Raw genomic sequence first — 24737 nt, 5'->3', positions numbered from 1 at the left:
TTTTAAAAAACCTGTAGTATTATAGGCTTTTTTATTTTACTATTGCAATAGTAATATTTTAAAGTAGGTAGTAATCTATGGCAGGTAGTTTAAATAAAGTAATCTTAATAGGTAATGTAGGGCGTGATCCGGAAATGAGAACTACGGGCGAAGGAAAAAAAATCATTAATCTTTCCTTAGCAACAACCGAAACTTGGAAAGATCGCATTACCAGCGAACGAAAAGAACGCACTGAATGGCATAGAGTAGTGATATTTAGTGAAGGGTTAGTATCTGTTGTAGAACGCTATGTCACAAAAGGTAGCAAATTATATATTGAAGGTTCATTGCAAACCCGTAAGTGGAATGATAATTCAGGTCAAGAAAAATATACCACGGAAGTTGTGTTACAAAACTTTAATTCACAATTAATATTATTAGATAGTAAAAACTCTAATAATCATAATCAAGATTCAGGGCATAGCGAATATAAACATCCTGAAACTAAAAATCATTCCTTTGACCATAGCGACTTAGACGACGAAATACCGTTTTAATCAAAATTGTTATGAAAAATTTTATTTGGGCAATAATTTTAATACCAATATTTCTTTCAGGGTGTTCTACTACTCATGATGTAGCTAGAAGGGTAAAGCATTCGCAAGATATAGCAACTCAAAATAACTTTCAGATGGGGCTAGTAAACGGTGGTGATTTTACTCTTACGACTTATCAGCGTATTACCGACCGTAACCTACCTTTTGTATTCTATATTGAGGGAGATGGACATCTTGCGGATGGATCTGCTAATTCCGACAACCCTACTCCCGTTAATCCGATGCTCTTAAAGCTTGCTACAATGGATCAAAGACCGAATATTGTTTATATAGCAAGACCTTGCCAATATACTCCTTTAGAAATGAACTCAAAATGCATTAGCGATTATTGGTTAGATAAAAGAATGGGGCAGGAAGTTGTAGATTCAATTAACAATGTCATAAATATTATCAATAACGGACAAAAATTTAGCTTAGTCGGCTTCTCCGGTGGCGGCGGGCTTACAATATTAATTGCCGCTCAAAATAGTAATGTTAAAGATATTATAACGATTGCCGGTAATTTAGATACTAAAAAGTTTGATAAATATCATAATTATCGTGGTTACTTAGTTAAATCCTTAAACCCGATAAATTATGCAAAACAGGTTAATAATATCCCTCAATTACATCTCTCCGGCATGGATGACAAAAGAGTCCCGCCTTTCATAGCAGCACTTTACGTAAAAACAAGTAACTCACCGTGTGTAAAAAAGCAAACTTTTCCTAATATTTCTCATGCAAAAGGTTGGGATAAAGTTTGGTCTAATATATTAGATATTCCTCTGATTTGTAATTAGGCATTAGGAAATATTATTAATTTATATTCAAGCACTTATCATGGCTTTTGCCCTTAATGTTATGCCGGCTGTACCAAATTGTTTTAGACATTTTCCAATCTTTAAACGCTTTACTTCCGTAACATTTACATATGCTGTATCAACTGCTTGTATGTATGTTATTAGCTCTTTTGGTTTTCCTCATTTAATAAAAACCTTTAGAAACTGGGAAGTATTAATTATTATGATTCCAACAAGTATTGGATTTGGTATATTTCATTTTGAAAAATTGGAGAAAGAAAGTGGAAATTATCCGACAAAATCTTTTGCTCCTTCTCCGGTGGTGTCTGCTTAATTGATAAATATTTATAGCAGGTTTCCTCTAATATCTCTTAGTTTAAGCGTATTATTAGAGAATTACAGGAAATAATCAAAAGTTTTAATAATTAGTAATAATTATAATAATATTGCCGACGTTTCACTAAGCCTTGCAGCTTAAGACCGCCTTTAGCACACATCCATCGCAGTAACTCGTTAGCAGCGTTTGCATATTCACCTCGGTTTAGCTTTTGCTGCAATGTTGATGCTTGAAATGCCCCAGCCCCACAGTTGAAAATAAACGAGATTAAGGCGGCTTGTTGGTTTTCGGTTAATGGCACACCCTAGTGGACGATTATCGATACATTTACCAGCTTCGAGTAATTATTATTTATCTTTCTACAGATCCTCGCTTGCTTTTTTGCGATATATTCTTGGGAGTAGTAATAAGAAATGAGGAATGGGAGATTTATGTTTGTTAATAGTAGCCCTTATGCGTTCTAGTGTTTGTTTAGTATTTTTATTAGCATGTGTTATAGCATCCATATAAAATACCTACTTCTTTCTGTTCTTTTTTGAAAGCTTCTTTATTTCCTATGTTAGCCAAAGCTTTAAAACTATGTTTTATAACTTGTCCAATATTTTTAAAAACATGCGAATTATCTTTTTTAGCTGTTTCTTTGCACCATATATCTAGATTCTCTAATTCTTTTTTGAGTTCTTGAGAAATTGCTTTTTTGTTTTCAGGATTTTCCTTCCATTTTTCATAAGTATTAATAATCTTTTCTAATTTTTCTTTAAACTCTTTTTCGTTATTACTAGGTTTTAAATTAAGCATTACACCAGAATGGTCTGATGATAGTTCTGTGAGGGTATTAATAATCATTTCTTCTTTTAATCCATTATTAGCTCCAATTAAGCAAATTTTCATATTTATGTCTACATATGGAGCGATACTTGTGATATCATGATTATTAAATATTAGTTAACACAAAAGAAATTAAAGCTTTAATTAATAAACTTGAGAAATATTTTTAATATTTCGTTTTATAAGGTGATAAATTTACTATTTAGAAGAAAGAGAAAAGCTGCTTAGTTTAGAGACTTGGTGAAAGACAATTAATATTCAGTTAAACGGTCAAAAGCTTGATTTTATGCTGCATCTGCGGTTTGATACGTTTGTAGAAATACCGAGAAATGCAGAATGGCGCACCCTAAAGGATTCGAACCTCTGACCCACAGATTAGAAATCTGTTGCTCTATCCAGCTGAGCTAAGGGTGCTAAACATTTATGGTAAACATTATATCAGTTTAAGCAAAGTTTTTCAAGGATTCTTTTTTTATTAAAAATAATAAGCAAATATGATAAAAAATGTTCATGGATAAATTCTACAATTACAATTCTTCTTCACATCAGGCTTTACTTAGTTTTAAAGTAAAGCCTAATTCTAAACAAAATCTAATTAGCAATTTTGTAATTATTAATAATATCCCATATCTAAAATTATCTATAAAAGCAATACCGGAACAAGGTAAAGCGAATGAAGAAATCATAAATTATTTAGCAAAAGAATGGAAATTATCACGTAGTAATATCGAAATTATTAAAGGTCATACTCATAGCTTAAAAACGATATTGATAAAAAATATTAATGAAGACTATTTAAATTGGATTATTAATTCCTATATTAAATAAGGTGCAGTTGTTGCTAGACTTCCAATGTCATTCCCGCATAGGCGGGAATCCAGTTTATATTTATTATTTTCTAGATTCCTGCTTCCGCAGGAATGACATAAGCAGTCATATGACGAAAAAATAATTTATTAACTGGAATAATTATGATACAAGAAAAAAAGAAATTTGATGCCGAGGTTGGCAAGATTTTAAATTTAATGATTCACTCTCTTTATAGTAATAAAGAGATTTTTATGAGGGAGTTAATTTCCAATGCTTCGGATGCTTGTGATAAATTACGTTATTTATCTCAAAGTAATAGTGAATTAGTAGCTGGCGATAGCAATTTTAAAATTACGGTTAAAGTCGATAAAGATAACGGACAAATCATTATCCGTGATAACGGCATCGGCATGAATAAAGACGATTTAATTGAAAATCTCGGTACTATTGCAAGATCGGGTACGGCAAATTTTCTTAAAAGCCTATCCGGTGATTCTAAAAAAGACAATATGCTAATCGGTCAATTTGGTGTTGGATTTTATTCAAGCTTTATGGTAGCCGATAAAGTGACTGTAACCTCAAGAAAAGCTGGGGAAGATAAAGTCCATATTTGGGAATCAGACGGGCTTGGTGAATATACTGTCTCAGATTCAGATAAAGAGTTCACAAGAGGCACGGAAATCGTTTTAAATATCAAAAAGGAAGAAGATACATTCCTTGATCATTTTAGATTAAAACACATCGTTAAAAGCTATTCCGATCACATAGCAGTACCAATATATTTCTTTGATGAAGCTGGTAATAATGAAATCCAGCTTAATTCAGCTTCTGCATTATGGACAAGACCGAAATCGGAAATTACGGAAGAACAATATAAAGAATTCTACAAAAGTCTATCTTATGCCATTGATGACCCTTGGATAACTATGCATAATAAAAACGAGGGAGCTATAGAATTTACTAACCTACTTTTCATTCCATCAAGCAAAACATTTGATTTATTCCACCCTGATCGCAAAAGGCGAGTAAAATTATATATAAAAAGAGTATTTATATCTGATGAGAATATAGATTTAATCCCGTCATATTTAAGATTTTTACGAGGCGTGGTTGATTCAGAAGATTTACCACTAAATATTAGCCGTGAATCACTGCAGCATAATAGCGTGCTTGAGAAAATCAAAAATGCTATTACAAAAAGAGTGCTTGGCGAGCTTAGAAAAAAGAAAGAGGAATCACCTGAAGAATATAATAAGTTTTGGGCTAATTTCGGCGGTGCTTTAAAAGAGGGTTTATGTGAGGCTACTACCAACCATGAAAAATTATTAGAGGTATGCATATTCAGAAGTGCCTTGCATAATAAAATGATCAGCCTTGACGAATATATAGCGAATTTTAAAGAAGGGCAGAGTACTATATATTATTTAAGCGGTGATAACCCCGATAAATTACTTTCAAGCCCACAAATCGAAGGGTTGTTAAGTAAAAAAATCGATGTATTACTTTTTACCGATACAGTGGATGATTTTTGGGTAAATGTTAATAGCAAATATAAAGAACATGCTATTAAATCAGCGACAAGAAGCGATATCGATGTAGAGCAAACTACTTCACAATCTGAGGAGAAAAATATAGATAGTAAAAAATCTGATGATGAATATAAATTGCTAACAGATTATTTTAAAGAGACACTAGGGGAGTTGGTAAAAGAAGTTAAGATCTCTAAAAAACTTACTTCAAGTCCTGCTTGTCTTGCCGTTAGCGACGCTGCTATGGATATTCGTATGGAGAGATTTTTGATTGAACAGAAACAAATAGCTAATGCCTCAGCTAAAAATCTAGAGTTAAACCCTAAAAATAAAATCATAGAGAAAATCTTTAACGACTTAAAAGCAAATAATAAAAATAATGAAGAATTGGTTAATCTAATATTTGATCAAGCCTGTATTTTAGAGGGTGAACCGGTTGCTGATACAGGTGCATTTTCAAAGAGATTAAACGATATTGTACAAAAAGCCATATTATAACTTTAAACTTTTTTAATTTTAATGTAGAATAGTTGCAAACGTGAGTTTGGAAGTATTGTTCTGTTCGATGTCATTCCCGCGTAGGCGGGAATCTAGAAAGAACATTCAAAATATCTGATTATAGAATTTTATAATTAATAAAATGGATTCCCGCCTACGCGGGAATGACATCGAGCAAATGTCTTATTACGATATTATATTTAGCAAACATATAGATAAGATCAAAAGCGAAGGAAGATATCGAGAATTTAAGGCCTTAAAAAGACAAGCCGATAATTTTCCTTTTGCAGAACACGCTAATAAACAAATAGTTATGTGGTGCATTAATGACTATTTGGGTATGAGTAAACATGCAAAAGTAATGCACGCTTCTATAGATGCCTTGCTAAAATACGGTGTTGGATCAGGTGGAACTCGCAATATCGGCGGTAATAATATTGCCATTCTTGAGCTTGAAAAAGAACTTGCAAATTTACACAAAAAGCAAGCAGCTTTAGTTTTTACATCCGGTTTTGTTGCAAATGATACAACGCTTGCAAGTCTTGCTAAAATCATGCCGGATATAGTATTTTTCTCCGATGAGCTAAATCATGCATCAATAATTGCAGGGATTACAAGTTCAAGAGCTGAGAAATATATATATAGACATTTAGACGTTAAGCATCTAGAAGAGCTTTTACAATCAGTCGATATTAATAGACCGAAAATTGTTGTTTTTGAATCGGCTTACTCTATGGACGGTTTTTTCTCACCTATCAAAGATATAATCAACTTAGCCAAAAAATATAATGCTTTAACCTTTATCGATGAAGTTCATACGGTCGGTTTATACGGTAAACAGGGTGGCGGTATTGCCGAGCTTCTTAATTGTAGTGATCAAATCGATATTATTCAAGGGACACTTGCCAAAGCATATGGTACTATCGGCGGTTATATCACTAGCAACCATAATTTAGTTGACTCTATAAGACTAAACGCTCCAGGGTTTATTTTCACTACTTCATTGCCGCCGGTAATTTCTACCGCTGCAACGCATAGTATTAGACATCTTAAAGAATCGAATGAAGAACGAATAAAACATCAAGAAGTAGTTACAAAACTTAAAAATTCTTTTGAACGTTTTAATATACCGTATTTGAAAAATGAAAGTCATATAGTGCCGATAATTATTGGTGATCCGATTAAAACGGCGAAAGCCTCAAATATGCTCCTTAATGAATACGGTATTTACGTTCAACATATCAATTTTCCAACCGTACCGAGAGGTACGGAACGCCTCCGCATCATCCCAACCCCTGCCCATACCGACAAAATGATCAATGATTTATCTGTAGCTTTAGTGCAGATATTTGCCGAACTTGATATAGAATTATCTTCTGCTAAAGAACTGAACGAAGAAGTACGCTTAAATCTTATTGCGTAACGCCATTGTGAGGAAAATTACTCAGTAATTGACTAAGCAGTCTAATAAAAAATGCTCTTAATGTCATTCCTGCGTGGCATTGTTGCGTGGATTGGTTTTCCGTCATTGCGAGAAGAATTACGTAGTAATTCGACGAAGCAATTCAGTAAAAAATTCTGTAAATCAGAATTTTTTTAATTATTTTTTTGGATTGCCACGTCGCTTCGCGCCTAGCAATGACGATTTGGCCTCCACGCAACAACACTTTCAGTTATTTAGCTCATAACGATATCTATCTTTGGTTAACAATGCCACAAATCTTATACCCAATTTATTTACTTGCTTTTGCTCCTAAATCATCTAGTTTATTGCAATATACTCTAAAAAAGTAAGATATACCCCTTTAAATTCTTTTTAAAAAATAAAGGGTTACCCCATAAATACCTTATCTTTATATAGTTTAAAAAATAGTTGTGTTTTTATACCACTATAATATTAATTTTTTATTTCTATATAATTAATTTGTTTACTTTGAAGAATTTATAATTTGTTTTTTCTGCAAAATTTCAATACAAAGCTGTAATTATTGAGCTTTTAAAGTTAACTCAGATAAAGAACAAACGAGCAATAACAAAAAAGAAAAAAGTACTTCTACAAAATCGACTACGGCTAGTCGCTTAGCTCATGACAATATCCATCTTTAATTTAGCAATGTCTAAATTTTAACTTAATATAATTACCGAATATGTCTTTTTTTGACCGCAAAACTGCAATTATTAAACTCTTAAAACTCATGCCGGCAAAGAGTTTACTGCTTCTAAAATAGCAACCTAGCTAGTTGATACTTATCCTGATGAAACAAAACGAAACGGCAAACGATTACTTAGCACTAAGAATAAAGTAGCAGAAAAAAATTATCATAATGAGTTATAGACACAAATTAAGGTTATTACTTACTATATCAAACATCGAACCGAACATTAATACAATAAAAAAGGGAAATCGGGCTAAATATTGTTATATTAATAATACCGATAAGATATTTGATATATCCAAAATTATTAAAGCCCTTGAAAATTATAAGAAGCAGGAGCTTACTGCTATGGAAATGGCTCAATTGCTGTTAAGTGCTAACGCGAAATAGTTAGTGATTGCAAAAATAGACGACTATATGCCAGCAAAGGTGAGTTCTGCGAAACTCACAGTTAGCAATGCCTAATCCTAATGGGATTTTACAAAAACTATTGCATATTGCAGCTCTTTAGTTTATTTTGGTTAGCAAACTATATACAGAATTAATGGATTATTAAAATGGGAATTACCGTATTAAAAAACGAAGGATTGGATTTTCATGCAAGAATTTCTACTCCTTTAAGTGAGATAGATGACGATATTCAAAAAGAATTACTTGATTTAACCAAAAAAGTTAAAATAGCAGGTTTTAGAGCCGGTAAAGTACCGGTTTCAATTGTTAAGAAAAAATACGGTACTTCCGTCAGGAATGATATAATAGAAAGAAGAATTAACCATTCAGTAAATCACGTTATTAAAGAGCATAATCTAAATATAATCGGTAGACCCAAAATTGAAGAATTACAAAACGAATCCGATAAAGCTTTAGAATTTACCGTAAAAATAGAGCTATTACCTAAAATTACTATTCCGGATTTAAAAAAAATCTCACTAGATCGTCCAAAATTAGAAGTAAACTCTAAAGATGTTGAAGAACAACTAGAAAAACTTGCTGCATTAACAAAAAATTATACTAAAGAAAGTAAAGCAAAAATAAAAGACGGAGATCAGGTTACTATTGATGCAATCGGGTACATCAAGGAGAAAGCTTTTGAGGACGGTAAATTAAATGATTTTAAGGTAATAATAGGTAGTAATGCACTTATTCCCGGTTTTGAGAAACAATTAATAGGTTCTAAAACAGGTAGTGAAGTAGATGTTAATGTTACTTTTCCTGAAAATTACCATGCTAAAGATTTAGCAGGTAAGGATGCTCGTTTTGTAGTACAAATTAAAGCAGTACATACTGCAGAACCTACCGTTATCGATGACGAATTTGCTAAAAAATTCCAAAGTAATAGCCTTGAAGAATTGCGTACACATTTTACTAAACAAATAGAAAATGAGTCGGAAGAAGCTATTAATACTATAATGAAAATGAACTTATTTGATAAGTTAGAAAAATTGTTAGATTTTGATGTACCGGAATCTTTATTAGAGCAAGAAAAAAATATTCTAAAGTCCGGAACCGATAAAAATGAACAAGATGAATCATTATTGAAAGATAAATCCTCTAAAGAAATAACAGCATATTATAATAAATTAGCCCTACGCCGTGTGCGAATAGGCTTATTACTTGCTGAATATGCAAAATCTAAAAATTTGCAATTAGAGCCTGATGATTTAAGAAAAGTTATTATGCAACAAGCACGTAATTTTCCTGGGCAGGAAAATATGATATTTGATTTTTATAAAAATAATCCTAGAGCAATTGAAGGACTTAAAGGTCCTGCCTTAGAAGATAAAGCTGTACAATATATATTTAATCACGAAATAAAGCTTAAAGAAAAGAAATATACTAAGGAAGAGCTAGAGAAATATCTAGAAGCAGAAGAGCAACGTATTACTTTAGTTTAAAGCTTATTCATTGTCATTGCGAGCGAACGTTAGTGAACGTGGCAATCTCAGGAATCCTCGTAATTTGTAATAGTTGAGATTATATCTTATATTTAGTAAAATAAATTAATTATTAAATGGAGATGAAAAATGAACTTAAATCAAAAAATAATAAAGCCAAAAATAGGGTTACTAGAACTAGCTAAGAGTCTTGGTAGCATATCATCAGCATGTAAAGCGATGGGCTATAGTAGAGATAGTTATTACAGATTTAAAGCACTGTATGAAACTGGTGGCGAAGAGGCATTATATGAAATTAGTCGAAGAAAGCCAATAATAGCGAATAGAGTTGATCCAGCGATAGAGAAAGCAGTAATGGATATGGCAATAGAATATCCAGCATATGGTCAGCTAAGAGTATCAAATGAGCTTAAGAAGAGCGGTATACTTGTATCGCCTGGAGGAGTGCGATCAATTTGGTTACGTAATGATTTAAACAATATCAGTAAAAGGCTTTAAGCATTAGAAGCAAAGATGGCTCAGGATGGTATTGTTCTTACTGAATCTCAATTACAAGTGCTAGAGGAGCGTCGTAATGAAAGAGAAGCTCATGGAGAAACTGAGACGCAGCATCCAGGTTATCTAGGATGTCAGGATACGTATTATGTAGGTAATTTCAAAGGTATAGGTAAGGTTTATTCTCAGGTATTTATTGATAGCTATACTAGGGTAGCTGATGCTAAACTATATACTGATAAAACAGCTTTAACTGCTGCTGATATGCTTAATGACCGCGTGTTACCATGGTACGAGACCCAAGGGATACCAATACTTCGTATTCTTACAGATCGTGGGTCAGAATATAAGGGGAATATAGAGCATCATGCTTTTGAGTTGTTTCTAAGTATCGAAGGTATAGAGCATACTACAACTAAGGCATATTCTCCCCAAACAAATGGTATGTGTGAGCGTTTTAATAAAACCATGAAACAAGAATTCTTTGATACAGCTATGCGGAAAAAGATTTATACAGATCTTGATGATTTACAATTAGATCTTGATATTTGGTTAGAGCATTTCAATAATGAGCGACCACATTCAGGAAAATATTGTTATGGAAAAACTCCTATGCAAACTTTTAAGGATAGTAGAAAATTAGCTGTTGAAAAGAATAATGAAATCTTGTATCTTGAATACGTCTCTGACAGTCAAAATTTAACTGACAATCAGGTGCAAAATTTATAGTGTCTGTAAGATCAAATCTTGACTTCTACAATTTCTAACATACCAAGTTACCCCTACACCTATTATAACAGCTATGGAGGCAACTACAGCTGTGCCAATGCTTATATATTGAGCAACCAAGGAATTATCGTTATCACTCTCATCAAACATATTTTCTTGAGAGTTGTAAGTTGTATTGAAAGCAGTATTAGTAAGGTTTGCTACGGTGTTATTAATTAAATTTATTCCCGTTTCAGTCTAACTTTCGGTGTTATCGGAAAAGATTGATTCAGAAATTTCGGCAGTAGAGCTTGTTATTGTGTTATTAATCGGATTAGCTGCTATTTCAGATAAGTCTTTTGTTATGAGTTCTAATAAGTTTTCTATTGTGTTAGTACCTTGAGTAGTGCTAGATATCGGGTTAGATATTAAATCCTTTATTTCTGAAGAAATTCCATTCAAATTATTTCCTTTAAGTACTTCAAACATTTTGCATCCTTTACTATAACCTATAGTAATAGGGTTATTAGTTGCTGCAGTATTAAGTATATACTCAATAGTAGGGTTTTAAATTTTAGTATAATTTTGTGGATCAAAATAATAACGAAAATTTTCTTGACATATTTTCATCAATGCTTCCTCATACATAAAAGTATTATCACCTTGTTTTTTTTAATATATAATCTATAATCTCGTATATCGTCTCCATTATCATTAACTACAGTAATAATAGCCTCGTCTATAGTTAGTTAACGCTTTCTTTATTTTGAAAAACCCTCTAAATATTAGGTTCATGATATCGTTATTTAATAATTCAATTCCTTTGCTATACTCCATCGCTGCCATATTGTTTTTAGGACAATTCGATACAATTAAATTTTTTGTAGTAGGATCTATATAATAATTTTCTCCGTTATATCCTATTTAAAGCATATTATATTCTTGATCTCCAATTGTTGCTCTTGTTCTTGTAGTAATTCTTGCCACAGTGGTTAAAAATGAAGTTAATTGATGTATCATTTTGCTATTCCTTTGGATTTTTAAAATTGAAGGGCATAATCAGCAGTACTTATTTGATAGTCAAGAAATTATTAACAAAAATTAATAATTAATATATAATCATTGCAATTAGGTGAAATTATATAAATTTCAATATCGCTTGAAGTATTTAAAGAAATGTTATAAACTCAAAAAGTTCATAGAAATTTAAGGGTATTATGCAAGTAGTAAAAGCTTTAGAACAAATTTTAGCAGATAGCTATGCTTTATATTTTAAAACACAAAATTATCATTGGAATGTAGAAGGAGCAGAGTTTAGAAGTCTACATTTATTATTTGAGGGGCAGTATGAAGATTTAGCTGAAAGCTTAGATGAGCTTGCTGAAAGAATAAGAAGTTTAAATGCTAAAGTTCCCGCATTATCAGATTTAATAAAACTTGCATCTATAGATGAGGCAAATCTAAACGCAACGGCAAATGAAATGCTTAAAAGTCTAACAAAAGATCAAGATATTATTAGAGATACATTATATAAGGGACTCAAAGTAGCACAAGCAGAGGGCGATGAGGGTACAGCCGATATGATTATTGGACGAATTAAGGTGCATGAAAAGAATAGATGGATGCTGAAGAGTAGTATACTCTAGTGTCATTTCCATTTTCGTCATTGCAAGCGACTGAAAGGAGCGTAGCAATCTCAGGAGATAGTGTATGATTCCTGAGATTGCTGAGTCGATGCTGTGTATCTCCTCGCAATGACGTTAATGTTCATAACAAACAAACTAACAAAATAAAAATAAAATGGAACAATATGATGTAGCCGTTATAGGCGGTGGTCCAGGTGGATATGTTGCAGCAATTAGAGCAGCACAATTAAAGAAAAAAGTTGTATTAATAGAAAAAGAGCATTTGGGTGGGGTATGTCTTAATTGGGGGTGTATACCGACTAAATCCCTGCTTAAATCTGCTGAGGTTTTTGAATATATAAAACATGCTAAAGATTATGGAATTGATGCTAAAGGTGCTGAAATCAACATTAAGAAAATAGTCGAACGCTCAAGAGAGATTTCAAATAAGCTTGCAGGCGGTGTTAAATTACTACTGAAAAAAAACAAAGTGACCGTGATAGACGGAGTAGCAAGTCTTGCAGGAAATAAGGTAATAAATATAAATGATAAACCTACAGTAAAAGCAGGAAATATTATTATAGCTACCGGCGCAAGATCTAGGGTTTTAAAAGGCTTTAAGCCTGACGGTAAACAAATTTGGACTTCTAAAGAAGCTATGATACCGCAGCATGTGCCGAAATCTATGATTATTGTCGGCTCAGGTGCAATCGGTATAGAATTCGCTTCGTTTTATAATAGTATTGGTGTGGATGTTACCGTAATTGAGGCACATAATAGAATATTGCCTGCTGAAGATATGGAGATTAGCGGAATCGCTCATAAGAACTTTGAGAAGAAAGGTATAAAAATTATTACAAATGCTAAGTTAATTAAGCAAACAAAATCAAAAGATAAGATAGAAGTTGAGTTAGAGTTAGCAGATAAAACACAAAAATTACAAGCTGAAATTTTACTTATGGCAGTAGGTATTACAGCTAATACGGAAAATTTAGGTCTTGAGAAAACAAAAATTAAAGTAGAAAACGGCTATATAACTACTAACGGGTTAATGCAAACTGCGGCATCAGGAATTTATGCTATAGGCGATGTAGCAGGAGTGCCTTGTTTAGCTCATAAAGCAAGCCATGAAGGTATTATTGCAGCGGAAAGCATAGCGGGCTTAAAACCGCATACTATTAATAAACATAATATTCCTGGTTGCACTTATTCTTCGCCGCAAATAGCAAGCGTCGGTTTGACTGAAGAAGCAGCAACAACCTTAGGTTATGAACTTAAAATAGGCAGATTTCCTTTTATAGCTAACGGTAAGGCTTTAGTGAGCGGTGATAGCGATGGCTTAATTAAAACTATATTTGATGCTAAGACGGGTGAGTTGCTTGGAGCTCATATGATAGGCTCGGAAGTTACGGAATTAATACAAGGATATGTGGTTTCAAAAAATTTAGAAGGAACGGAGTTGGATTTAATTAACACTATCTTCCCGCATCCGACTTTATCGGAAATGATGCATGAATCAGTATTCTCTGCTTATGATAGGGCAATACATATATAATACTCGATGAACTTCAAAAATTGGCTACGTCGTCTTATAAGAGCTGTGGTGCTCACGTATTAAGTATATGCTCCGCTCCTCGCCTTATAGACTCCTTGCTCTTGTTGAAGTTGATCTTCGTATATACGTTTCATTTTACTTCGGAGATATAAATTAAGAAAATGAACAAAGGTAATTTAATCGAGAATTATGCAGTAGCGTTATTTAATAACGCTATGGTTGATAATATACAAGATAAGATCTTTGAAGAAATTACTTCTATAAACCGTATAATTACCGATAATTTTGATATTAGAGAGTTCCTATTTTCTCCTATAGTAAATAAGAACGACAAAATTAACGCAGTTAATTCATTAGCAAAAAATATCAAAATTAGCACAATAGTACAAAATTTTTTATTGTTATTGGTAAAAAATTCTCGTATTGCTATTTTATCTAATATAGTAGATGCTTATAATACTTTACTATATGAAAGTAAAAACATAAAGATAGTTCAGGTTATTTCTGCAAATAAGTTACAACCTAAAGAGCAGGAGTGGATTAAATCTCGTATAGAAAAAGAATTAAATCAAAAAACAGAAATATTATTTGATATAGATAATACTATTATTGGCGGTATTGTAATTAAATATGATAGTATGTTGCAAGATTACTCAATAAAAGGTAGTTTAGAGAAAATAACGAAAGCTTTAAAGACAGTTAATATTGCTGTATAGATATTTATATAGTCATTGCGAGGAAATTACGAAGTAATTGACAAAGCAATCTCAGGATATTTTATGAGATTGCCACGAGGCCTACGGCTGCTCGCAATGACGACTCGGTATCCACACGGGCAATGCTCGTTCGCAATGACAAGAAAATTAGGAGACATAAACCACATGAAACTAAAGCCTATTGAAGTAGCTGAAATATTACAAAAGGAAATAGCTAATATTAATTGCTTAAGTGAGCTTGAGGAAGTAGGGCAGGTAATAACCGTCGGTGACGGTATAGCCCAAATTTACGGTCTTGCTAATGTAAAATCCGGTGAAGTAGTAGAATTTAAATCCGGTGTTAAGGGCCTTGTTTTAAACTTGGAAAACGATAGTGTCGGTGCTGTAATTATGGGGGATGATAACCAAGTACAGCAAGGTGATAATGTCAAAAGAACTAAAGAAGTTTTAGAAGTACCGGTAGGAAAAGCTTTGCTTGGTCGTGTTGTTGATGCTCTAGGTAATCCTATTGACGGCAAAGGCGATATTGCAAGTAAAGAGTACAGACATATCGAGATGAAGGCTCCGGGGATAATAGAAAGAACGAGCGTGAGTGAACCCGTACAAACCGGAATAAAGGCTATAGATTCGTTAATCCCAATAGGTAGAGGACAAAGAGAGTTAATAATCGGTGATAGGCAAACTGGAAAAACAGCTATAGCCGTTGATACTATTATTAATCAAAAACAAGCTCATTCACTTACTAATGAAAGTGATAAAATTTATTGTATTTATGTAGCTATTGGGCAGAAAAGATCAAGTGTTGCACAAATAGTAAAAAAACTAGAAGATGCCGGAGCCATGGACTATACACTCATTGTTTCGGCTACTGCTTCGGAAGCTGCAGCTCTTCAATTCATTGCCCCTTATTCTGCCTGTAGTATGGGCGAATATTTTCGTGATAACGGCATGCACGCACTTATTATTTATGATGATTTAAGTAAGCATGCCGTTGCATATAGACAAATCTCATTATTACTTAGAAGACCTCCCGGGCGAGAAGCCTATCCCGGCGACGTGTTCTACCTGCATTCAAGGTTGCTTGAGCGTGCTGCTAAAATGTCAGAGGCAAAAGGCAGCGGTTCACTTACTGCTCTTCCTATAATCGAAACGCAGGCAGGTGATGTATCCGCATATATCCCAACAAATGTTATTTCGATTACCGACGGTCAAATTTTCTTAGAAAGTGAGCTATTTTATAAAGGCGTAAGACCTGCCGTTAATGTCGGTATTTCGGTAAGCCGTGTTGGTTCTGCAGCACAAATAAAGGCTATGAAGCAGGTAGCAGGTTCGGTAAAGCTAGAGCTTGCTCAATTTAGAGAGCTTGAGTCTTTCTCGCAATTTGGATCAGATTTAGACCCTGCCACTAAAGTACAAATCGATCACGGTAAAAGATTAGTTGAGATATTAAAACAAGCTCAATATCATCCTTTTCCGGTAGAAGAACAAATAGTAAGTATTTATGTCGGAACTAAGAAATATTTAAATGATGTCCCGCTTCAGCAAGTAAAAGAATTTGAAGATAAAATGCTTACGGAGATAAGGTTAAATAAAAAAGATATTTTGGAATCAATAAAAAACGAGCAATGTATAACCGAAGAAACCGAGCAGAAACTGAAAGCATTTTTAGAAAACTTCGTTAAGGAATTTGTTAAATAAGATGATGTTGTTTTTGTGTGGGTACTAAATCATCATTGCGAGTGACTGAAAGGAGCGTGGCAATCTCAGGATATTTGACGAGATTGCAACAAAGCTTCGTTCCTCGCAATGACATAAAAATACTAAATAAATATGTCAAATTTAAAGCAGTTAAGAACTAGAATTAAAAGCGTTAAATCTACACAAAAGATTACTAAAGCAATGCAACTAGTATCAGCTTCTAAAATGGCAAAAATAAAGAGTCAAATAGCCAATTCAAATTTTTATATTGAGGCTGTTAGTAAAATGATGTCTGCTATATTATCAATTGATATATATGAGTTATCTATAGAAGAGCAGAAATTTTTTAATACCGTGCCGAATAAAGCAAATTTATTGATAGTTATGACATCACAGCGTGGTTTATGCGGAACGTTTAATTACAGTATAATTAAGCAAGTTAAGAATGATATTAAAGAGTTAGAAAATAAAGGCGAACAAATAAAACTTATCATTATTGGAAAAAAAGGTTACGAAGCACTAAAAAGGCAATATGTAAATTATATTGATAGTTATTTTGAGTTACCTAAAATTCATGATGAAAATCTGATGCTACAAGTAAAACAAAAAATTATGTCGGCAGTAGAAAATCTAGAAGTTAGTAATTGTGTTATATATTTTAATAAATTTAAGAACGCAATGACTCAAATTATGACTAGACAACAGATTTTACCAGTAGCAAAATATCAGGATCATTCTATGATAGATAATCCTATAGTTAATTTAGTCGGATTCGGATACAAGGAACGAGGAGCGAAGCCTATAAATAATAGGAGAGCGACGAGTGACATAGTAGGCGAGTCCAAATCAATTGACTATAATTATGAATATGAGGGAGAAAATCTCATTTCTAATCTCATTAATTTATATGTGAATTCCCAAATAAATTATGCTTTACTACAAAGTAGAGCAAGTGAGGAGGGAGCTAGAATGACCGCTATGGAAAATGCAACAAATAATGCTAATGATTTAATAAGCAAGTTAGTTTTAAAGCTAAATAGATCAAGACAGGCTATTATTACTACGGAATTAATAGAGATTATAGCCGGTTCAGAAGCGGTTTAGATATACTCGTTTAATTTAAAAAATTGGCGTCGTTGTTTCATATTTTTTGATCCTCACGTACTAGTATATACGCTGTCCAAAAATATGAAACGCCTTGCTCTTTTCCACATTAAACTGCGTCTATCTGTTCTTCATTTTATTTGTATTATATTTTTTAACAAAAGAAAAAATCATGACAAAAAATATTGGAAAAATTACTCAGATTATTTCAGCGGTGGTGGATGTAAAATTTACGAATAACAGTGAGTTACCGGAAATTTTAAATGCTCTAGAGTGCTATAACGATAAACAAAGGATAGTCCTGGAAGTAGCACAACATATAGGTGATGATACAGTGCGTTGTATTGCTATGGATTCTATGGAAGGGTTAGTGCGGGGCGTAGAAGTAATAGATACAGGTAGTCCTATTCGTATTCCTGTAGGTACTGAGACGCTTGGGCGTATTATGAATGTTGTAGGTGAGCCGATTGACGGTAAAGGAGACATTAAAAGCTCAAATATTTCTTCTATATATAAGCCTGCTCCTGATTTTACCAATCAGTCAACCGAGCGTAATATATTAGTAACCGGTATTAAAGTTATTGATTTACTTGCTCCTTATACTAAAGGCGGTAAAATAGGACTATTCGGTGGTGCAGGAGTCGGTAAAACCGTGCTTATAATGGAGCTTATTAATAACGTAGCTAAAGCACACGGCGGTTATACGGTATTTGCAGGAGTTGGTGAGAGAACTAGAGAAGGTAATGATCTTTACCATGAAATGATTGACTCGGGTGTTATTAACCTTGCAGAGCCTGAAAAGTCAAAAGTAGCTTTAGTTTATGGACAAATGAACGAGCCGCCGGGAGCAAGGGCAAGAGTTGCGTTAAGCGGTCTGACCATTGCGGAGAGTTTTAGAGATATGAATGAAGGGCAAGATGTTTTGTTTTTTGTAGATAATATTTTCCGTTTTACTCAAGCAGGTTCTGAAGTATCGGCGTTACTCGGTAGGATTCCGTCAGCGGTAGGGTATCAGCCTACTCTTGCAACCGATATGGGCGAACTACAAGAGCGTATCACCTCTACTAAGTACGGCTCAATAACTTCCGTGCAGGCTATATATGTACCGGCGGATGATTTAACTGATCCTGCTCCTGCTACTTCTTTTGCACATTTAGATGCTACAACGGTACTTAGCCGTCAGATAGCTGAGTTTGGGATTTATCCGGCAGTTGATCCGTTAGATAGTAATTCGCAGGTACTTGATCCGATGATTGTCGGTGAAGAACATTATAGTGTAGCAAGACAAGTGCAGCAGGTTTTACAAACTTATAAATCGTTGCAGGATATTATCACTATTTTAGGTATGGATGAGCTATCCGAAGAAGATAAACTAACCGTGGTACGTGCTAGAAAAATACAGCGTTTCTTATCGCAGCCTTTCCATGTCGCTGAAGTATTTACCGGAGCTGCAGGCAAATTTGTTAATCTAGCCGATACTATCGCAGGCTTTAAAGGACTTGTAGAGGGTAAATACGATGATTTACCGGAAGCTGCTTTTTATATGGTCGGAACTATAGACGAGGCTATAGAGAAGGCGCAAACGTTGAAGTGACGTTGATGTCATTCCCGCGTAGGCGGGAATGACGTAGTAATTTTACTATATTATTCTATGAACGCAACAATTCTAGTCAAAATAATTACTCCTTTAAGTATTGCATTGGAAAAGCAAGCTAAAATGGTAACAATGTCGGGTGAGGAGGGTATGTTTGGAGTGCTGCCGAGTCACGTTCCGATGATTGTTAGTTTAAAAGCTGGTTTAGTGCAGGTTTATATAGATGATATGCATAAATCCGAAAACACTTATCTTATTTCCGGCGGTGTAACCGAAGTAACGGCAAATTATATTAATATAGCTACGGACACGGCTATTAACGTTACGAATTTAAGTGAAGCGGAAATAGCAACTAAGCTTCTCGATCTTCAAAAAACTTTATCAGATCAACATTAATTTGTTTGAAAAATCTACGTTTTGGGATAAGGTTATTTTAATGTCATTGCAAGGCTTTTTTCCGTCATTGCGAGGAGCGAGAAGCGACGCGGCAATCTTGTCAAACTTCCTGAGATTGCCACGCAGTTCTACGGCTGCTCGCAATGACGATGTTTATTCCACATAATCAAGTGAGAAACAAATGTCAAAAGTACATAATTCAGAATATATACAAGAGTTATCAGTCGATAATACTTCATACAAAATTTACGATATAAATAAAGCGGCAAGCGATATAGATCTTCCCTTAAAAAAGCTTCCATATAGTTTAAGAGTATTATTTGAGAATGTATTACGTTCTAATGGTTCAAAGCAAAGCTTACTTGTATTTAAAGAATGGCTAAAAACTAAAAAATCTGATGCGGAAATAGATTTTATACCGGCAAGAGTTTTGATGCAGGACTTTACCGGTGTGCCTGCTATTGTAGATTTGGCGGCTATGCGTGATGCGATGGAGACAATAGGAGGTGATCCGTTAAAAATTAACCCGCTCATTCCTGTTGATTTGGTAATAGACCATTCCGTAAGCGTTGATTCTTATGCAGCTAAGGATTCATTCAATAAAAATGTTCAAATGGAAATGAAACGTAATATAGAGCGTTATGCATTTCTTAAATGGGGGCAGCAAGCATTTAATAATTTTAAAGTAGTGCCGCCGGGTACGGGTATTTGTCATCAGGTAAATTTAGAATATTTAGCAAAAGTCGTGTGGCATAAAGACGGCACCCTTTATCCTGATAGTTTAGTTGGAACGGATAGCCATACAACTATGGTAAACGGTTTATCGGTGCTTGGTTGGGGAGTCGGCGGAATAGAGGCAGAAGCTGCCATGCTAGGTCAACCTCTTACTATGATTCTGCCGGAGGTAATTGGGGTAAAACTAACAGGAAAATTAACAGGTATAGCTACCGCGACCGATTTAGTTTTAACCGTTACCGAGATGTTGCGGAAAAAGAAAGTAGTAGGTAAATTTGTCGAGTTTTTCGGTGAGGGTCTTAAAAACCTAATGATTGCCGATCGTGCTACTATTTCTAATATGTCGCCTGAATACGGTGCTACTTGCGGCTTTTTCCCGATTGATCAAGAAACTATAAAATATCTAGAGCTAACAGGTAGAGAAAAAACGCAAATCAGATTAGTAGAGCAATACGCAACCGAGCAGAATCTTTGGTATGATTTTGAACATGCGGTAGAATATACTGAGGTTTTAGAGCTAGATTTATCTATGGTACATAGTTCACTTGCCGGTCCAAAACGTCCACAAGATCGAGTAAACTTAAATGATGTAGCAAGTAATTTTAAATATGAATTACCGAATTTTGCTTTAGAAAATAAAGACATTGATAAAAAATATGCCGTAGCAAATCAGAATTACGAAATTGGTAACGGCGATGTGGTAATTGCAGCAATTACTAGCTGTACTAATACTTCTAATCCTTCGGTTATGATTGGTGCAGCACTTCTTGCTAAAAAAGCACTAGAACACGGGTTAAAGGTAAAACCTTGGGTTAAAACTTCTCTTGCTCCTGGTTCAAAAGTCGTAACGGAATATTTGAAGCTTAGTGGTCTTGATAAATATTTAGATGAATTAGGGTTTAATCTAGTAGGTTACGGCTGCACTACTTGCATCGGTAATTCTGGACCTCTAAATCCAGAAATAGAGGAAACTATTAACAAAAACGGACTAGTTGTTGCTTCTGTTTTATCTGGTAATAGGAATTTTGAAGGGCGAATTAATCCGCTTACTGAAGCAAGCTATCTCGGCTCGCCTATTTTAGTCGTAGCATATGCACTTAGCGGCACTCTTAATATAGATCTAACAAATATGCCCATAGGAGAAAATATTTATTTAAAAGATCTTTGGCCAAGCAAAGAAGCGATAGATGAAGTTATTGCAAATTCAATTAATTCCTCTATGTTTATAGAAAAATATTCTGATATATTTAGCGGAACGAAAGAGTGGAAAGATTTACAGGTTACTAATAGTTCTACTTATAACTGGAATAAGAATAGTACCTATATTAATAATCCGCCTTATTTTAAGGATATAGGCAGTAAGAATAATATACAAGATATAAAATCTGCAAAAATTCTAGCAATTCTCGGTGATTCTATTACTACCGATCATATTTCGCCGGCAGGTAGTATTAGTAAAACCAGCCCTGCTGCTAAATATTTAACGGACCATCATATAGAGCCTCTAGATTTCAACTCTTACGGATCACGTAGAGGAAATCATGAAGTAATGATGCGTGGCACATTTGCTAATATTCGTATAAAAAATGAGATGTGTACAGGTGTAGAAGGCGGGTTTACCATAAACCAGTTAAACGGCACGCAGCAAACTATCTACGATGCAGCTATGGACTACAAAGCTCATGATGTATCGGTAGTGATTTTTGCAGGTAAAGAATATGGCAGCGGCTCATCTAGAGACTGGGCAGCAAAAGGACCTGGGTTGCTTGGTGTAAAGGCAGTGATTGCCGAGAGCTTTGAGCGAATACATCGCTCAAATTTAGTAGGTATGGGTATTTTACCGTTAACTTTTACCGGCAATAATACAAGATTAGATTTAAAGTTAGACGGTTCAGAAACTATTGACATTACAGGCTTAAGCGAGAATATAAGCTCTTATCATCCTGTTAAATGCGTGATAAAAAAACAAACCGGTGCAATAAGAACAATCGATTTAATATTGCAAATATTTACGGATAATGAGATAAATTATATAAAGCACGGCAGTATTATGCATTTTGTGGTAGAGAGTTTGAAGGGGTAGTTTGCTGGTATCGTCATTGCAAGGAAATTGCGTAGCAATTGTACGTACGTAATCTTGGGAGTTTGTTATTATTTTATGAGATTGCCACGCAGTCTACGGCTGCTTGCAATGACCACTCAGATAGCCATGCAACAACGCCACATGGGAACGACATAAAGAGGTAAAAATATGGACAAGCATCTTAAAGAATATACCGAGAGCGGTAAGAAAAATTTAATTGTGGTATATATATTATATTTATGCGGGATCGTAGCTCCGATATTGCCGTTAATCGGGGTATTTTTTGCATATCTTAACAAAGATAAAGGCGATAACTTTGCAATTAGTCATTACGTGTTTTTATTTCGTACTTTTTGCCTTGGGGTTCTTGGGTGGATTGTATGTTTTATATTTACGTTTATCATGATTGGAGTAGTACTATACGTTATACTCGCTGTTTGGTATATACTTCGTGTTGCCATCGGTTTTAAATATATGATAGAAGACAAAGCATACCCAAACCCTATGACTTATTGGATAAAATAAAAATGATAAAGCTGAACGTAGACGGTTCTGAAATAGAAGTATCAGAAGGTAGCACCGTTTATCAAGCCTGTACACAAGCAGGAAAAGAAATCCCTCATTTTTGTTATCATGAGCGTCTAAAAATTGCTGGTAATTGCCGTATGTGCTTGGTTGAAATGGAAAAATCACCAAAGCCTATAGCTTCTTGTGCTATGCCGGTAAGTAACGGTATGGTTATTCATACCGATACGCCGATGGTAAAAAAAGCACGTGAAGGGGTGATGGAGTTTTTACTGATTAACCATCCTTTAGATTGTCCTATTTGTGATCAGGGCGGAGAGTGTAATTTACAGGATCAGGCTTTCAGATACGGCAAAGGTACTAATAGATTCCACGAAAATAAGAGATCTATTAAAGATAAATATATGGGACCGTTGATTAAAACAGCGATGACTAGATGCATACAATGCACAAGATGTATTAGATTTGCGAGCGATATAGCGGGGATAGAGGAAATGGGAGCTATTCACCGTGGAGAACACATTGAAGTAACTTCATATTTAGAGCAAACTTTAGATTCCGAAATGTCCGGTAATATGATCGATATTTGTCCCGTCGGTGCTTTGAACTCTAAGCCTTATGCTTTTAAAGCTCGTAAATGGGAGCTAAAACATACCGCTAGCATTGGAGTGCATGATGCCGAAGGCTCTAATATTCGTATTGATAGTAGAGGCGATGAGGTAATGAGGATATTACCTCGTGTTAATGAAGAAATAAATGAAGAGTGGCTTTCGGATAAGAATCGTTTTAGTTATGATGGTTTAAAATATCAGCGCTTGGATCGTCCTTATATCAGAAAAAACGGTAAGTTAGTAGAAGCTAGCTGGAGTGAAGCTTTAAAGACAGTAGCGGATAAAATAAAATCCGTAAAACCAGAAAAGATTGCTGCTATTGCTGGTTCTCTCTCTTCTGTCGAAGCAATGTTTATGTTAAAAATATTATTGCAAAAGCTTGGCTCTAATAATTACAGCGTTAATCAGTTTGACTATAAACTAGATACCATGCAGCGAGGCAATTATTTATTTAATACTACTATTGCAGGGATAGAAAAGGCTGATTTATGTTTGCTAATCGGAGCAAATCCAAGGCAAATAGCTCCAGTATTAAATAGTAGAATAGGTATGCGAGTACGTGCCGACTCACTAAAAGTAGCAAGAATAGGTGGGGGGCATAACCAAACCTATAAAATTCAGGATTTAGGAAGTGATATTAAGATTATTGAGGGGCTAGCTATTGGTACTCATGAGTTTACGAAAGCCTTAAAAGCAGCAAAATATCTGATGATTATAGTAGGTGACGGTGTATATGCAAGAGATGACGGATATGCTATATTGTCGCTTATTCATAAGATAGTGACCGAATATAATATTATGCGTGATGATTGGAAAGGTTTTAATATATTGCATAATCACGCTTCTATAGTTGGCGGTCTTGATATTGGTTTTAATACTCCTATTAAGCTCGAAGAGTTGGAACTCGCTTATTTACTTGGAACGGACGCCATCCCATTTGATAAGCTGAAATCGACCTTTATAATATATCAAGGACATCACGGGGACGCAGGTGCTAGCAGTGCTGATGTAATTTTACCTGCGGCTGCTTATACCGAGCAGAGCGGAATTTACGTAAATTTAGAAGGTAGACCGCAAATAGCAGAAAAAGCAGTATCGCCTGTAGGGGTAGCTAAAGAAGATATAGAAATTATTAAAGAGCTTGCCGGTTATCTAAAAATAGATATCGGAATGGATAATTTGCAAGAAGTAAGAGTAAGACTTGCTAAAGAATATAAGGTATTTGCTAGTATTGATAGAATTATAGAAAATAAATTTAGTAAGTTTAGCTCTAAAGATAAGTTATCAAAAGAGCCTATAACTGCAGAACCTATTAATTATTATATGACTGACGTGATTAGTAAAAATTCGGTCACTATGGCTAAGTGCGTTGAGGCTAAGGAAGCAAGAGACGAGGAGGCGGCATGATGAAAAATATGCTATTCTCACCCCATATGTCATTCCTGCAAAAGCGGGAATCCAGCT

General features: G+C 34.4%; 21 protein-coding genes, 1 tRNA gene and 1 pseudogene. 19 read left to right on the top strand and 4 right to left on the bottom strand.

The features are described from left to right. The first annotated feature begins 77 nt into the window (after nucleotides 1–77). Genes RPR_RS05100 through RPR_RS05090 form a run of 3 tightly spaced genes read left to right on the top strand, consistent with a single transcriptional unit; the run spans nucleotide 78 to nucleotide 1709 of the window. Nucleotides 78–536: a single-stranded DNA-binding protein gene (locus RPR_RS05100; protein WP_010977855.1), complete on the top strand. Its 459-nt coding sequence runs from the start codon at nucleotides 78–80 to the stop codon at nucleotides 534–536. A gap of 11 nt (nucleotides 537–547) precedes the next feature. Next, nucleotides 548–1375 (top strand): alpha/beta hydrolase family protein, encoded by an 828-nt coding sequence (locus tag RPR_RS05095; protein ID WP_012736846.1) that lies wholly within the window; start codon nucleotides 548–550, stop codon nucleotides 1373–1375. Between the two features lie 40 nt (nucleotides 1376–1415). Then, a complete protein-coding gene (locus RPR_RS05090; protein WP_085065708.1) occupies nucleotides 1416–1709 on the top strand; it encodes a hypothetical protein in 294 nt (97 codons plus the stop codon). 91 nt (nucleotides 1710–1800) lie between these two features. Here the strand turns inward: RPR_RS05090 and RPR_RS05085 are convergent, their stop codons facing one another. The 3 genes from RPR_RS05085 to RPR_RS05075 all read right to left on the bottom strand — a co-directional run bounded on the left by RPR_RS05085 (nucleotide 1801) and on the right by RPR_RS05075 (nucleotide 2954). Then, nucleotides 1801–2013 carry a lysozyme gene (locus RPR_RS05085; protein WP_085065707.1) on the bottom strand — a complete coding sequence of 71 codons (213 nt, stop codon included), beginning with the start codon at nucleotides 2011–2013 and terminating at the stop codon, nucleotides 1801–1803. Nucleotides 2014–2195: 182 nt separating this feature from the next. After that, nucleotides 2196–2603, bottom strand: a complete 408-nt coding sequence (locus RPR_RS05080; protein WP_228368811.1) for a hypothetical protein — start codon at nucleotides 2601–2603, stop codon at nucleotides 2196–2198. 274 nt (nucleotides 2604–2877) lie between these two features. Then, nucleotides 2878–2954: transfer RNA gene (locus RPR_RS05075), tRNA-Arg, on the bottom strand. A gap of 96 nt (nucleotides 2955–3050) precedes the next feature. Between RPR_RS05075 and RPR_RS05070 the strand changes: the two genes are divergently transcribed. The 6 genes and pseudogenes from RPR_RS05070 (at nucleotide 3051) to RPR_RS05040 (ending at nucleotide 10652) form a co-directional block, all read left to right on the top strand. After that, a complete protein-coding gene (locus RPR_RS05070; RefSeq protein ID WP_012736845.1) occupies nucleotides 3051–3368 on the top strand; it encodes a DUF167 domain-containing protein in 318 nt (105 codons plus the stop codon). 143 nt (nucleotides 3369–3511) lie between these two features. Next, on the top strand, nucleotides 3512–5377 hold the full coding sequence (gene htpG, locus RPR_RS05065; protein WP_012736844.1) for a molecular chaperone HtpG: 1866 nt from the start codon (nucleotides 3512–3514) through the stop codon (nucleotides 5375–5377). A gap of 178 nt (nucleotides 5378–5555) precedes the next feature. After that, a complete protein-coding gene (gene hemA, locus RPR_RS05060; RefSeq protein WP_012736843.1) occupies nucleotides 5556–6800 on the top strand; it encodes a 5-aminolevulinate synthase in 1245 nt (414 codons plus the stop codon). Between the two features lie 901 nt (nucleotides 6801–7701). After that, a complete protein-coding gene (locus RPR_RS09755) occupies nucleotides 7702–7923 on the top strand; it encodes a hypothetical protein (protein WP_014363331.1) in 222 nt (73 codons plus the stop codon). 167 nt (nucleotides 7924–8090) lie between these two features. Beyond that, nucleotides 8091–9428 carry a trigger factor gene (gene tig / locus RPR_RS05045; RefSeq protein ID WP_012736842.1) on the top strand — a complete coding sequence of 446 codons (1338 nt, stop codon included), beginning with the start codon at nucleotides 8091–8093 and terminating at the stop codon, nucleotides 9426–9428. Between the two features lie 129 nt (nucleotides 9429–9557). Beyond that, a pseudogene (locus RPR_RS05040) lies at nucleotides 9558–10652 on the top strand (IS481-like element ISRpe1 family transposase). A 237-nt stretch (nucleotides 10653–10889) separates the two neighbouring features. Here RPR_RS05040 and RPR_RS05035 read toward each other — a convergent pair. Next, a complete protein-coding gene (locus tag RPR_RS05035; protein WP_228368810.1) occupies nucleotides 10890–11120 on the bottom strand; it encodes a hypothetical protein in 231 nt (76 codons plus the stop codon). 728 nt (nucleotides 11121–11848) lie between these two features. Here RPR_RS05035 and RPR_RS05030 point away from each other — a divergent pair. From RPR_RS05030 to nuoG, 10 genes are all read left to right on the top strand, one after another. Further along, nucleotides 11849–12277, top strand: a complete 429-nt coding sequence (locus tag RPR_RS05030) for a Dps family protein (protein WP_012151348.1) — start codon at nucleotides 11849–11851, stop codon at nucleotides 12275–12277. A 154-nt stretch (nucleotides 12278–12431) separates the two neighbouring features. After that, complete coding sequence (lpdA, locus tag RPR_RS05025) at nucleotides 12432–13811, top strand: dihydrolipoyl dehydrogenase (RefSeq protein WP_012736841.1); 1380 nt, start codon at nucleotides 12432–12434, stop codon at nucleotides 13809–13811. A 161-nt stretch (nucleotides 13812–13972) separates the two neighbouring features. Beyond that, nucleotides 13973–14527 (top strand): ATP synthase F1 subunit delta, encoded by a 555-nt coding sequence (gene atpH / locus RPR_RS05020; protein WP_012736840.1) that lies wholly within the window; start codon nucleotides 13973–13975, stop codon nucleotides 14525–14527. A gap of 165 nt (nucleotides 14528–14692) precedes the next feature. Then, nucleotides 14693–16225, top strand: coding sequence for a F0F1 ATP synthase subunit alpha (gene atpA, locus RPR_RS05015; RefSeq protein ID WP_012736839.1), 1533 nt, complete (start codon nucleotides 14693–14695; stop codon nucleotides 16223–16225). 132 nt (nucleotides 16226–16357) lie between these two features. After that, nucleotides 16358–17329, top strand: coding sequence for an ATP synthase F1 subunit gamma (atpG, locus tag RPR_RS05010; protein WP_012736838.1), 972 nt, complete (start codon nucleotides 16358–16360; stop codon nucleotides 17327–17329). 172 nt (nucleotides 17330–17501) lie between these two features. Further along, on the top strand, nucleotides 17502–18923 hold the full coding sequence (gene atpD, locus RPR_RS05005; protein ID WP_012736837.1) for a F0F1 ATP synthase subunit beta: 1422 nt from the start codon (nucleotides 17502–17504) through the stop codon (nucleotides 18921–18923). Nucleotides 18924–18980: 57 nt separating this feature from the next. Continuing rightward, a complete protein-coding gene (locus tag RPR_RS05000) occupies nucleotides 18981–19319 on the top strand; it encodes a F0F1 ATP synthase subunit epsilon (RefSeq protein WP_012736836.1) in 339 nt (112 codons plus the stop codon). Between the two features lie 181 nt (nucleotides 19320–19500). Further along, entirely contained in the window at nucleotides 19501–22137 is a 2637-nt protein-coding gene (acnA, locus tag RPR_RS04995) for an aconitate hydratase AcnA (RefSeq protein WP_012736835.1), read from the top strand. A 168-nt stretch (nucleotides 22138–22305) separates the two neighbouring features. Beyond that, nucleotides 22306–22662: a DUF4870 family protein gene (locus tag RPR_RS04990; RefSeq protein ID WP_004997331.1), complete on the top strand. Its 357-nt coding sequence runs from the start codon at nucleotides 22306–22308 to the stop codon at nucleotides 22660–22662. Between the two features lie 2 nt (nucleotides 22663–22664). Further along, complete coding sequence (gene nuoG / locus RPR_RS04985) at nucleotides 22665–24680, top strand: NADH-quinone oxidoreductase subunit NuoG (RefSeq protein WP_085065818.1); 2016 nt, start codon at nucleotides 22665–22667, stop codon at nucleotides 24678–24680. Nucleotides 24681–24737 lie beyond the last annotated feature (57 nt).

The organism is Rickettsia peacockii str. Rustic (assembly GCF_000021525.1).
GTDB classification, from domain to species: domain Bacteria; phylum Pseudomonadota; class Alphaproteobacteria; order Rickettsiales; family Rickettsiaceae; genus Rickettsia; species Rickettsia rickettsii.
This window is presented reverse-complemented; position numbering and strand designations above follow the sequence as displayed.